The sequence below is a fragment of the Cyclobacterium xiamenense genome, from assembly GCF_009467825.1.
Classification (GTDB): Bacteria; Bacteroidota; Bacteroidia; order Cytophagales; family Cyclobacteriaceae; genus Cyclobacterium; species Cyclobacterium xiamenense.
In genome coordinates, this window is sequence record NZ_WIOK01000008.1 from 78,082 (window position 1) to 90,354 (window position 12,273).

Genomic DNA, 12,273 nt, shown 5'->3' on the forward strand with positions numbered 1-12,273 from the left:
GATGGTTAACTAATTAACTGAGACCTGCCGAATAACTGACAAATTTATAGTTTTTTTTCCAGCTCTCTTAATTTGTTCTCTAGTAAAGGTAATTTTTTGAAAATTGAATACGATTTCAAATAGGATTTAATATCCATGCCAATATAGCCTAAAAACGTTTTACCCGGCTCTTTCACGGTTTTCATGATGCCGGTATTTGCGCCCACGGTGGTGCGGTCTGCCAGCTGAATGTGTCCGACGATACCGCTTTTTCCGGCGAGCACACAATTCTTTCCGAGGGTGGTGGAACCCGAAATACCCGCCTGGGATGCAATGACGGTATTTTCGCCCAGGATCACGTTGTGGGCGATTTGTACCAGGTTATCTATTTTTACCCCCTTCCCGATACGCGTGGCCCCCAAGGTGGCACAATCAATGGTGGTGTTGGCCCCGATGCTTACATTGTCTTCCAGAATCACATTGCCCAGTTGGGGAATGTTTTTATAGGTGCCGTCAGCCTGGGGCGCAAAGCCAAAGCCATCCGATCCGATCACACTTCCTGCCTGAATTTCACAGTTATTCCCAACGATGGTCCCGGAATAGAGCTTTACGCCCGGGTGAAAAATGCAATTATCGCCAATCGTGACCTGATCCCCAATGTATACTTGAGGGTAAATCTTTACATTATCGCCGATGCTGCAATCCCTGCCAATGTACGAAAAAGCTCCCCGGAAAAAATTGGCACCAATGGTACTGCTCTCGTGTTTGAAGCTGGGATTTTCCGTGCCGATAAGCTCGGGTTTCGTTATTTTTTGGTAGGTTTCCAGTAGTTTGGTAAAGCCGATGTACGGGTCTTTCACCCGAATAAGTGTGGCTGTTGTCTCCTTTTGAGGCTGGAAGTTTTCCGATACGAGGATAGCTGAACATTGGGTCTGGTACAGGTGTTTTTCGTACGTAAGATTGGCTAAAAAGCCGATACTACCGGCTGTTCCTTCCTGTATTTTATCCAGGCGATTGATTTTGGTTGATCCATCTCCTTCCACATTTCCATCTAAAAGTTGTGCAATTTGATCGATGGTAAATTCCATGAGGTTCTGATTGTTTTACCGTAAAGTTAAATTTTTAGCATGACAAGCATAGTATTTTTTGACAATTTTACTCATCGCTTTGATGTTTGGAAGATCCGCGGCCATGGCTACGTCTATCACTTCTCCTTTTTTTGTTAGAATTAAGATTTTGTCTTCAGCAAGGTAGCCGTAATTGCTGATTTCGCCGGCCGAGAAAAAATACCTTAATTCCTGCTCGGAAATCGAAAGCCTGGATTGGACGCTTTCTTTCAACTGCGAAATTGCCTCTGCGGAAAAAGGATGGTTTACCAGTTGGATTTTAAATAAATTCCTTGTCAGGAACATGTGGGAAATCTCTCGCAATACGAGGTCTTTGTCGTTTTTCCATAGTTTGATTGCTCCCCAGATATCGTAGTCGTCCAGCTGGGAAAAATCATCCAGCCAATCCGGAATTCCGGACGGGTCTTCCTGTGAAAGGTCCCGGGAGAGAAATTGCAACAATTCGGTGGACCCGGCGAGCGTACTTCCCGAAATCACCAGTTCTTTTGCCCGAAGAATCAGGTTAATCAGCATTTTTTCTGCGCAAACAGTGGTTTTGTGCAGGTATACCTGCCAGTACATCAGCCTTCGGGCGCTCAAAAAGTTTTCGATGCTGTATATGCCTTTTTCTTCGATGACCAGGCGGTCGTCTACAATCGTCATCATTTTAATGATCCGATCCGCCCCGATGGTGCCTTCCGAAACTCCGGTAAAATAACAGTCACGTTGCAAATAATCCAGCCGATCAATGTCAAGTTGGCTGGAAACCAGTTGATGGAAAAATTTTCTTTCGTAACTTCCCACAAAAATCTTTCTGGCCAGGGAAAGTTGGCCATGAAATTGCTCGTTTAAGTTATCAAAAAACAGAAGCGAAAGGGATTCATGGTGCTGTCCTTTGAGCAGGACGGATTCCAGGGCATGCGAGAAGGGGCCATGGCCGATGTCGTGCAGCAATATGGCAATCAGCGCCGCTTCGTATTCTTGCTCAGAGATTTCAATTCCTTTCGTTCGAAGTTGGTCGAGGGTGATGCTCATCAGGTGCATGGCCCCGAGTGCATGGTGAAACCGGGTATGCAGGGCGCCCGGATAAACCATATCGGTCAAACCTAGCTGTTTGATTCTGCGTAACCTCTGGAAGTAGGGATGATCTATAACGGCAAAAATAAGCTCACTGGGGATGGTGATAAACCCGTACACCGGGTCGTTGATTATTTTATGGCTTTTCAATGTCCTTTTCATCCGGCAACAGGCCAAAAGTAACTAAACTTAAAAAGAATTAAACCAATTACTATGCAAAATTTCAAAATATTATGGGCAGATGATGAGATTGATCTGCTGAAACCCCATATTTTATTTTTACAGCAACGCGGCTACGATATTGTCACGGTAAACAGTGGTTTGGATGCGGTAGAGAAGGTTGAGGAGGAAAATTACGATTTGGTATTTTTAGACGAAATGATGCCAGGCATGACCGGTTTGGAAACCTTGCAGCAGATCAAAAGCCTGAAACCACAAATTCCTGTGGTAATGATCACCAAAAGTGAAGAGGAGCACATCATGGACGATGCGATTGGGGGCAAAATTGCCGACTACCTCATCAAACCTATCAACCCCAATCAGATTCTTTTGTCTGTCAAGAAGATTTTGCAGAACAAGCAACTGATCAGTGAAAAGACAAATCTATCGTATCAGCAAGACTTCCGGAATATCAGCATGGCGTATAACGATGCTATCGACCATGAGGAGTGGGCAGATATTTTCAAAAAATTGACTTATTGGGAATTGGAAATTGACGAAACCGAAAACAAAAGCATGCAGGAGGTTTTGGAATCGCAAAAAGTGGAGGCGAATGTTAATTTTGCCCGGTTTATCAAGGAGAATTACCTGGACTGGCTGAATATTCCCAACAGCAGCAAGCCGGTGCTTTCCCATCAGGTGATGAAGCAACACGTGTTTCCAAAATTGAAGGAAGGGAAACCTTTGTTTTTTATAGTCATCGATAATCTACGGCTGGACCAGTGGGAAATGATTGAAAATCAACTCCGTGACTATTTTACTGTAAAGGAAGACCTGACTTATTACAGCATTCTTCCAACGACTACGGCATTTTCCAGAAATGCCCTTTTTAGTGGAATGATGCCTTTGGATATGGCCAAATCACATCCCGATCTTTGGGAAGGGGAGGAAACCGAGGAAGGCAAAAACAACAATGAGGAGGAATTTCTTAAAATAAACCTGAAGAGAAACAGGCTATCAATCCGGTCTAGTTACCAGAAAATCCTGCAAACCAATCAGGGGAAAGCCGTGCTGGATCAGTTTCCCAATCTGATCAAAAACGATCTCAATGTATTGGTATACAACTTTGTAGATATGATGTCGCACGCCAGGACGGACATGAAAATGATCCGTGAGTTGGCACCGGACGAGTCGGCCTACCGCTCACTCACCATCAGTTGGTTTTTGCATAGCTCCCTTTTTGAGCTGTTTAAAAAAATCAGTCAATCCGGCGCCGAGGTCATTGTCACGACCGATCACGGCACCAAACGTGTCAATAAGCCCTATAAAATCATTGGTGACCGAAATGTGACCACAAATTTGCGGTACAAGCAGGGAAAAAACCTTAATTTTGAATCCGGGAAGGTTTTTGAAATCAAAAAGCCCGAAGAAGCCAGACTCCCGCAATTGAATATCTCATCCAGTTACGTATTCGCGGTGGAGGACTATTTCTTTGCTTATCCCAACAATTACAACTATTACGTGAATTTTTACAAGGATACGTTTCAACACGGAGGGGTTTCACTCGAGGAGATGATTATTCCTATCGTTCATTTACAGCCAAAATAGCGATCGTTTGGAAACCTGGGAGTGCAAACAATTGGATGAAATTTCAAAATCCGCCGAATTAATCCTAGATTTATGCAGAGATTTTGACGTTTGGGTGTTCAGGGGAGAAATGGGAGCAGGCAAAACGACCCTGATCAAGGCCATTTGCAGTCTTCTGGAAGTGGAAGATCCGGTAAGCAGTCCCACCTTTGCCCTGGTTAATGAATACCAAACAAAAAATGCTAAAATCATCTATCACTTTGACTTTTACAGGATCGAAGATCCTGTGGAGGCGTTGGACATAGGCGTTGAGGAGTATTTCTATAGCGGGAATTACTGTTTTGTAGAGTGGGCAGAAAAAATTCCTTCTTTTTTGCCGGATTCGTTTGCAGTAATCGAAATACAGAAGGGAAAAGGAGAAACAAGGCATCTAGCGGTAAAATTTATCCATCAATGATAACGGGATCAGGATTTTCTGAAATAGCGACAGAAACACGCGTATACACCCAAGAATCCATGGCGCGGGTTAAAAAAAGGGGCGCCCAGGTCGTCATCGGAATCCCTCGTGAAACCGCAGATCAGGAAAAGCGGGTGGTGCTTACGCCCGAAGCGGTTTCTCTTTTGGTACAGAATGGGCAGCGGGTAAAGGTAGAGACGAATGCCGGGAAATTGGCGAAGTTTTCCGATACGGATTATTCGGAAGCAGGAGCTTCCGTGGTCTTTAGCAATCGAGAGGCACTGGACGCGGATGTGGTGTTGAAAGTAGAGCCTCCAACCCTGGAAGAGATTGATTTTTTACGGCAAGGATCCTGTTTAATATCTGCCCTTCAACTAGGCAAGCAAAATGCTGCCTTCATTCAGGGTTTGAATCAAAAGAAGATCACGGCTGTCGCGTTTGAGCATTTGGAAGACAAGGTGGGGGGCATGCCGGTAGTCAGGGCCATGAGTGAGATTGCGGGTAGCACCGTGATGTTAATAGCTGCCGAATACTTAAGCAGTGCGAACGAAGGAAAAGGACTGGTGTTGGGGGGAATCACGGGAGTGCCGCCGACCCAGGTAGTAATCATCGGTGCGGGCACGGTGGCGGAGTATGCTGCGCGGGCAGCGCTGGGACTGGGGGCTACCATCAAGATTTTCGACAATCACATCTACAAACTTCGGAGGATCAAGCAGGTGCTCGGGCAGCAGGTGTTTACCTCTACGATAGATAACTACGTATTGGGACAGGCGCTCAAGGAGTCAGATGTAGTCATCGGTGCACTACGGGCTGAAAAGGGCAGACCAAAAGTGGTGGTTTCCGAGGAAATGGTGGCGCAGATGATGGAAGGAAGCATCCTGATAGACGTGAGTATCGATCAGGGGGGCTGCATTGCTACGTCAGAAATGACCAGTCACAACGATCCCGTATACAGAAAGCACGGGGTGATTCATTACTGCGTACCAAATATTGCAGCGAGGGTATCCCGGACAGCTTCCTATTCGTTGAGTAATATTTTTACACCCATCTTGTTACAAATGGCGGACCTTGGTGGCGCAGAGGAGATGATCTTCAACTATAAATGGTTTATGAAGGGGGTCTATACCTATAGGGGTAGCCTGACAAACGCCCACCTGGGGAGGAAATTCCAGATGGCACACAAAGAGCTTCAACTTTTGCTGGCTGCAAGGTATTGAATCGCAGCCTTTAGGAAAGCAGATTTTGTCGAAGGAGAAATTCCAACTGGTCATTGGCCTTTAGCAGGCTATCCGTGAGTTGCTTGTTTTCTTTCCTCAGCGAGAATACTTCGAATGCATTTTTCACCACGGTTCGCAGGTAATCTTCCTCCCAGGGTTTGGTCAGGTAATGGTACACTTTACCTTTATTAATGGCATCGATCACGGCTTGTATATCGGTGTACCCCGTCAACAAAATCCGCATAGGATCGGGATGCATGGGGATGATTGATTCCAAAAAGTCTACCCCGTTTTCCTTGGGCATCCGTTGGTCAGTAATGATGATGTCAATATCCTGCTGTAGTAATATATCTCTGCCCTCGTCTGCGGATTCTGCCAGAAAGATCTTATAGTCCCTTCTAAAGGTAGCCTTAAACGCCTTGAGATTATTCACCTCATCATCCACATACAATATCCTGATCTTTTCTTTTTCCATGCCTTAAATATCGTAATTGCCCATTAATTTGTAAAGAATAAAAAATTGAATTTTTAATTTTAATAAAATAACCGTTATTTTCAATTATTATTCATTAGTTTAATCGTAATTTATTTATATTCAAAAGTTTATTTTATAAATTAAGGAATTAAACCAAAAATACAAAAAAAAATATAATAAATTAATTCTGTATTTTTGATTGTTTATGATTACAAAAATATAACTTTACCAATATTATCACCTGTTTTAGTCATAAAAATTATGGACAACTCAGCCAAAAAAAATGAGTTAGATCATGCATGGAAACCTGTCATCCTTTCTCCTAGAAACCAGGAGGATACAGATGTAGTAAAAAAATTGAAGGATACAGGTAAAGTAATGTTTTTTGATACATTTGAACTACAGTTGACAGAGTTGATCAAGGCGCGCAATCCGAAAAGAAATTTAAGTCTGGAGGAGTTGTCGGAAAAAAAGGCAGATTTTTTTTCAGCCTCCGGGAAGAGTTCGATGGAATCTGGTAACTGGGTATATTATCCATGGAGGAACACACTGGTTCGGATTCTGGAAGAAAACGAATTTGTGCAGTTACGAACGGTCAGAAACCGGTATAAAATCACCCAGGAAGAGCAGGAAAAGCTTCAAAATCAAGTAATTGGGGTGATTGGACTTTCTGTAGGGCAGAGCGTTGCACTTTGTCTGGCGATGGAACGCTGTTTTGGCGAACTTCGGATTGCCGACTTTGACACCCTGGATTTGAGCAACATGAACCGCATTCGGACGGGTTTGTTTAATCTTGGGATTAAAAAATCCTGGATCGTGGCGCGTGAAATAGCAGAAATCGATCCCTACCTGAAGGTAACCTTGTTTAATGAGGGAGTGACCGAAAGCAACCTGGAGACGTTTTTTACCTGGGAGGGAAAAAAACTGGACGTTTTAATCGAGGAATGTGATAGTTTGCCAATTAAATTACTTAGTAGAATTCAAGCCAAGGCCATGCGGATTCCCGTGATGATGGATACCAGCGATCGAGGCATGATGGACATAGAGCGATTTGACAGGGAGCCGGAAAGGCCTATTTTTCACGGGCTGTTAGAAGCGTTCGGCGAGGAAAAGAGCCTATTGGCAAAATTGCCTGAAAATGGGAAGGAGGTAATGATGGCGCTTTTGCAGTTTGAAAACCTATCTGATCGCGTAAAGTACAGTTTTTCTGAGCTTGGAAAATCCATTACTTCCTGGCCTCAACTGGCCTCATCTGTTATTTTGGGAGGCGCTGCCTGTTGCCATTATGCCAGGATGTTGCTTCTTGGGCGAGAGCTGGCCTCGGGAAGGTTTTATGTTGATTTGGACCATATAATCAATCTGAATGAAGGTTAGAGTTAGGATCGTCAGGGCTATAGATGACATTGAAGCCACCGAGAAATACATTTTTGGTCACCATAAGGTGTTAGAATCTTATGGCATTACCAAGGTAACATCTGCAGACCGCTCCTGGGCGTTGAATCCGCATGTCTATTTGATCTTGTTTGAGTCCATGGAGGATTTACGGATTTTGGGTGGAGGAAGAATCCAGTTGCGAACGGAAAATTTCCCGTTGCCATTTGAGTTAGCGATCAAAGAAATTGATCCCAAAATCATGGATTACCTGTCGGTCTTTAAGGATCTGGAGGTGGCAGAATATTGCGGCCTGTGGAATAGCCGAGAAGTAGCGGGTTATGGTATCGGTAGCATTTACCTGGTACGGGTGGGTATAGCCATCTTGCCCCAGTTAAATCTCAAAAAATTATTTGGTTTGAGTTCACCGGTTACCTTGAGTATTTCCAAAAGCGTTGGTTACGAGGTCATTTCCATGCTGGGGGACAACGGCTCTTTTTATTACCCCAAAGAGGGCTTGATTGCCACTGCACTGGAAATCAACGATATCAATGAGCTTTCTCATGCACAAGATACCGAGCGATCGTATATTTTTGATTTGAGAAAGAAAATAAACTTCAATACGATTGAAAGCGGACCAAAAGGGGAAATGGAACTGCAGTTTGAACTTCAAATACCTAAGCCTGATAAATGAAAAACCTGTACAATTACCTGAGGAGCATTGGACTCTCCTTGTTTTTGATTCTTTTTGTCACTGTTCCGATCATTTATTACCTGGGGGTCTTTAGTCAGGATGAGGGCATGCGTTTTGAAAGCTTCTCCTATTTTACTTCGGAGGAGGCTATTCCCTACGATCCGCTCGATATGGAGTTGTTCACCCAGAATGCAACCCAAAAACTTGATCTCGGCGTGGTGACTGAAAACGTATATCTAAAGCTGGATTTAAATGATGTGGATGGTATCTTGCGCGATAGCCTCTACATTATTGAACTGAGCAACCCCTCGTTTCGAGAGGTAGAGTTGGTGCGGCTAGATAGCAATGGAAACCTCGCGTTTACGGAAAGCGCCGGAACGTTATTTTCAGGCTCCAACCCCCTTAAGAACCCCAACCCATTTTTTGAAATCAAGCATACCGAAGCACTCAGTCCCCAGTTTGTCTTTCGAATTCGAGCCAATGTTCCGGTAGAATTTGATGTAGCAATTTCACCGGAGAGCTCGTTTTTTCAAAATTACAGTCTGCGGTTAATCATCATCAGTACCTATTTTGGAATAATGATTGCCTTGTTTCTGTACAATCTTATTCTTTATTTTTCGGTCAAAGACAAGGTCTATCTCTACTATTGTTTCTATATCCTGTTTATTGCCATGGCACAACTATCCCTTTCGGGGTACTCGTATTTTTTTCTATTCGAGGACGCATTTCTTTACGAAATCAGTATCATCGGTTTTACTACCGTATCCAGTATTTTTGTGATTCCATTTATTCAGCTGTTCCTAAAAACAGACGTCTATGTACCCAAATACGATAAGCTGCTGTATTTAATCCCCGCGGCATATATTATCACGTTGGTTTTCAGAATGCTGGGTTACGTGGCGTTGAGCTATTCCCTGACAAATTTAAATGGACTGATTTTAGCCGTATGTTTTTTTAGCATCGGTATAGTGGCAGCAAGGAAGGGATACCGATCCGCCTATTTCTTTTTGCTGGCCTGGAGTTTTCTGCTTTTTGGCCTGGTAGTATTTATTATGCATAACCTCCGCATCATCGACCTGGGTTCTTATGCCAATTTCCCGCTTTTGGCCGGAACGGCCATCGAGGCGTTGCTGCTTTCCTTTGCCCTGGCAGATAAGATCAACATCTTAAAAAAGGAAAAGGAACACGAGCAATTGGATAAATTGGAGGCACTCAAGGAAAATGAACGCCTGATAAAAGAGCAAAACCTTTACTTGGAGGAAATGGTCAAGTCCAGAACAGAGGAGTTGGAAATGACATTAAAAAACCTCCAAAACACACAAACTCAGTTGGTAAACCAGGAAAAAATGGCTTCTCTCGGTCAGCTAACTGCGGGGATTGCACATGAAATCAATAATCCAATCAATTTTGTGAGTTCGAACATTTCTCCGCTAAAACGAGATTTGAAGGATATTTTGGAGTTGATGGAGATTTACCGGGAGAAAGGAAAGGAAGAGTTTAACGAGGAAAGTAAGTCGGAAATCGAAGAGATGGAAGAGGACATCGAACTCGATTACTTGATCGAAGAAGTAGAGCAATTACTCAACGGAATGGAAGACGGCGCCAAACGGACCGTTGAAATAGTCCGTGGGCTAAAATTGTTTTCCAGGGTGGACGAGCAGGATGTTAAACAGGTTGACTTACACGACGGATTGGATAGTACGTTGATCCTATTGAACAGCAACATGTCAGGGAAAATAAAGCTGACAAAGAACTATGGATCCATACCTCAGGTAGAGTGTCTGGCAGGCAAAATCAATCAGGTATTTATGAATATTATCAGCAACGCAATTCATGCGCTGTTGGATCATCCCGTGGAGGGGAGGGAACCCGAGCTTACCATCGGTACTGCTTTGGAAAATGGCCGGGTAATCATCAAAATTCAAGATAACGGTCCGGGAATGCCCCCCCATGTACGGGATAAGATTTTCGAACCTTTCTTTACTACCAAAGCAGTTGGAAAAGGTACCGGATTGGGACTTTCCATCGTATACACAATTATTGAAAACCATAAGGGTACTATTAAAGTTGAGTCAGAAGAACAAGTAGGAACTATTTTTATTATTGATCTGCCGATCAATCAAAATTAACAGCTAATGGCAAAAAAAATCAATGTGCTGTACATTGATGACGAAGATAATAATCTGAGTTCATTCAAGGCAGCATTGAGGAGGGAGTTTAAAGTCTATACGGCATTGGATGCCGAAGAAGGACTGGAACTAGCCAGGACCAAGGAATTTGAGGTGGTGATTGCCGATCAGCGGATGCCAGGCCTGACCGGCGTGGAATTTTTTGAAAAACTTGTGGAGGTCAATCCCAACCCCATTCGCATATTACTTACCGGGTATTCCGACATTGCCAGCGTGATTGATGCCATCAACCGTGGTGAGGTGTACCGGTTTATAGACAAACCCTGGAACCTGGAGCAGATAAAAAATGCCATTATCAATGCCTCTGAAATCTACTATGCACGAAAGGAGCTAAAGGAGAAAAACGAACGATTGGAGAAACTGCACACGGAAATGAATCAGTTTGTGTACAGCCTCTCCCACGAATTGAGAGGGCCACTCATGAGTATCTCCGGAATCTCAAAGCTGGCGAAAACCGAAGTTCTCGAACCGGGGATCATTGAATATTTTGAAATGATCGACTCCGCTACGTTGAAATTGGACGATTTTATTTACAAAATGCTGGACTTTTACCGGTCTACCAAAATTGAGAACAAAGTCGTCCCCATTAATTTTGAAGACATCATGGGCCAATTGGTGGACGAATACAACCTGAAATGGGATTTGAGTCGCCTTGATACAAAACTTGAAATCGAACAGGAGGGTGTGTTTTACTCGGACGAATCCAAAATTCGCGTGATTATCAACAATCTATTTAGTAATGCCTACAAGTTTCAAAAAGAAAGCGGATCCGGCTGGATCTGTATCCGGATAAAGGTAAGGGTAGGTAACGCTTTTCTAGAGGTCTCGGACAATGGCATAGGCATAGAAGAAAAGCACCAAACGGATGTATTTAATCTTTTTCATCGTGCCACCCAACGAAACGTTGGGTCAGGATTGGGTTTGTACATGGTGAAAGAATCCGTGGAGCAATTAAAGGGTACCGTGCAGCTTTCTTCGGAAGTAGGCAAAGGCACCGTGATTCGGGTAGATTTGCCCAGCCTTGAAACCTCTTGAGGAGTAGCTTCCCCAATTTGGTTCGGTGACATCCCTTGACCGATCGCACTGCCAGGCCGGAAGGGAAAAGGCTGTTATTTTTAATGGGATCTTTCCCAGGAGCTTTCGGGATCGCCAAATAAAATTTTCCCTAATTGCTTTGTTGAGAGGTAAATTGGGAGTAATTTGCACCGCAAATAATGGTAATTAAAATGTTTTTTTTATGATTAATCCTTGGCATGACGTAAGTATTGGCGCAGATTCTCCGGAATTCGTAATGGGCGTAATTGAGATTCCCAAAGGAAGCAAAGGCAAATACGAGCTAGACAAAGAGTCCGGCATGTTGTTGTTGGACCGGGTTCTTTTTTCGGCGGTCCATTATCCTGCCAACTATGGCTTTATTCCCCAAACATTTTGTGAGGACCATGACCCGCTGGATATTTTAATCATTTCTCAAATAGATATTCCGTCTATGACCCTGGTCAAGGCGAAGGTCATCGGTGTCATGCGCATGGTGGATGGCGGGGAAGCGGATGACAAGATCATAGCGGTCGCTGCTGATGATCAATCGGTCAACTACATTGACGATATTTCCGAGCTCCCGCCACATTTGATGAAGGAAACCCATCGATTCTTTGAAGATTACAAAAAATTGGAAAACAAAGAGGTGAAGGTTGAAGACTTTTTGGGCAAAGCGGATGCAACCCGCATCATCAACGAGGCCATCGCTCTATACGACAAGACCTTTCGAACACTTCGGCAAAAATGAGTGGGTATAGCGCTCTTTTTTCTGTTTTCACCCTCGGGGAGAAAAAGCAGGCGCATCTGAAAACGGAGAAAACAACAGTTGCCGTTTGGTTACCTGGAGACTTCGGATGCCTTTGATATAGAGGTATGTCGGGAAAAAACGGGAGGCATCACTTTTTTTCCTGGTAACCCGAGCGCTGT

General features: G+C 43.8%; 11 protein-coding genes. 8 read left to right on the forward strand and 3 right to left on the reverse strand.

From position 1 onward, the window contains the following. Positions 1 to 44: 44 nt before the first annotated feature. Complete coding sequence (gene lpxD, locus GCU44_RS07905) at positions 45 to 1,067, reverse strand: UDP-3-O-(3-hydroxymyristoyl)glucosamine N-acyltransferase (RefSeq protein WP_154855763.1); 1,023 nt, start codon at positions 1,065 to 1,067, stop codon at positions 45 to 47. Positions 1,068 to 1,082: 15 nt separating this feature from the next. Next, positions 1,083 to 2,312: an HD domain-containing protein gene (locus tag GCU44_RS07910; protein ID WP_154855765.1), complete on the reverse strand. Its 1,230-nt coding sequence runs from the start codon at positions 2,310 to 2,312 to the stop codon at positions 1,083 to 1,085. A gap of 63 nt (positions 2,313 to 2,375) precedes the next feature. Here GCU44_RS07910 and porX point away from each other — a divergent pair, with 63 nt between their 5' ends. The 3 genes from porX to GCU44_RS07925 are packed head-to-tail and all read left to right on the forward strand — an operon-like array spanning position 2,376 to position 5,582. Next, positions 2,376 to 3,929 carry a T9SS response regulator signal transducer PorX gene (gene porX, locus GCU44_RS07915; protein WP_154855767.1) on the forward strand — a complete coding sequence of 518 codons (1,554 nt, stop codon included), beginning with the start codon at positions 2,376 to 2,378 and terminating at the stop codon, positions 3,927 to 3,929. A gap of 7 nt (positions 3,930 to 3,936) precedes the next feature. Further along, positions 3,937 to 4,365 carry a tRNA (adenosine(37)-N6)-threonylcarbamoyltransferase complex ATPase subunit type 1 TsaE gene (tsaE, locus tag GCU44_RS07920; RefSeq protein WP_154855776.1) on the forward strand — a complete coding sequence of 143 codons (429 nt, stop codon included), beginning with the start codon at positions 3,937 to 3,939 and terminating at the stop codon, positions 4,363 to 4,365. Beyond that, positions 4,362 to 5,582: an alanine dehydrogenase gene (locus tag GCU44_RS07925; protein ID WP_154855778.1), complete on the forward strand. Its 1,221-nt coding sequence runs from the start codon at positions 4,362 to 4,364 to the stop codon at positions 5,580 to 5,582. The genes tsaE and GCU44_RS07925 overlap by 4 nt, the downstream gene beginning before the upstream one ends. Positions 5,583 to 5,592: 10 nt before the next feature. Here GCU44_RS07925 and GCU44_RS07930 read toward each other — a convergent pair whose 3' ends face one another. After that, entirely contained in the window at positions 5,593 to 6,057 is a 465-nt protein-coding gene (locus GCU44_RS07930; RefSeq protein ID WP_092174092.1) for a response regulator, read from the reverse strand. 261 nt (positions 6,058 to 6,318) lie between these two features. Between GCU44_RS07930 and GCU44_RS07935 the strand changes: the two genes are divergently transcribed. From GCU44_RS07935 to GCU44_RS07955, 5 genes are all read left to right on the forward strand, one after another. After that, positions 6,319 to 7,431, forward strand: a complete 1,113-nt coding sequence (locus tag GCU44_RS07935; RefSeq protein ID WP_154855780.1) for a ThiF family adenylyltransferase — start codon at positions 6,319 to 6,321, stop codon at positions 7,429 to 7,431. Continuing rightward, positions 7,421 to 8,122 carry a hypothetical protein gene (locus GCU44_RS07940; RefSeq protein ID WP_092174098.1) on the forward strand — a complete coding sequence of 234 codons (702 nt, stop codon included), beginning with the start codon at positions 7,421 to 7,423 and terminating at the stop codon, positions 8,120 to 8,122. Before GCU44_RS07935 ends, GCU44_RS07940 begins: the two co-directional genes overlap by 11 nt. Further along, positions 8,119 to 10,251, forward strand: a complete 2,133-nt coding sequence (locus GCU44_RS07945; protein ID WP_154855782.1) for a 7TM diverse intracellular signaling domain-containing protein — start codon at positions 8,119 to 8,121, stop codon at positions 10,249 to 10,251. The genes GCU44_RS07940 and GCU44_RS07945 overlap by 4 nt, the downstream gene beginning before the upstream one ends. A gap of 6 nt (positions 10,252 to 10,257) precedes the next feature. Beyond that, positions 10,258 to 11,346 carry a hybrid sensor histidine kinase/response regulator gene (locus tag GCU44_RS07950; protein WP_154855784.1) on the forward strand — a complete coding sequence of 363 codons (1,089 nt, stop codon included), beginning with the start codon at positions 10,258 to 10,260 and terminating at the stop codon, positions 11,344 to 11,346. Between the two features lie 202 nt (positions 11,347 to 11,548). Continuing rightward, positions 11,549 to 12,094, forward strand: coding sequence for an inorganic diphosphatase (locus tag GCU44_RS07955; RefSeq protein ID WP_092174106.1), 546 nt, complete (start codon positions 11,549 to 11,551; stop codon positions 12,092 to 12,094). Positions 12,095 to 12,273: the final 179 nt, after the last annotated feature.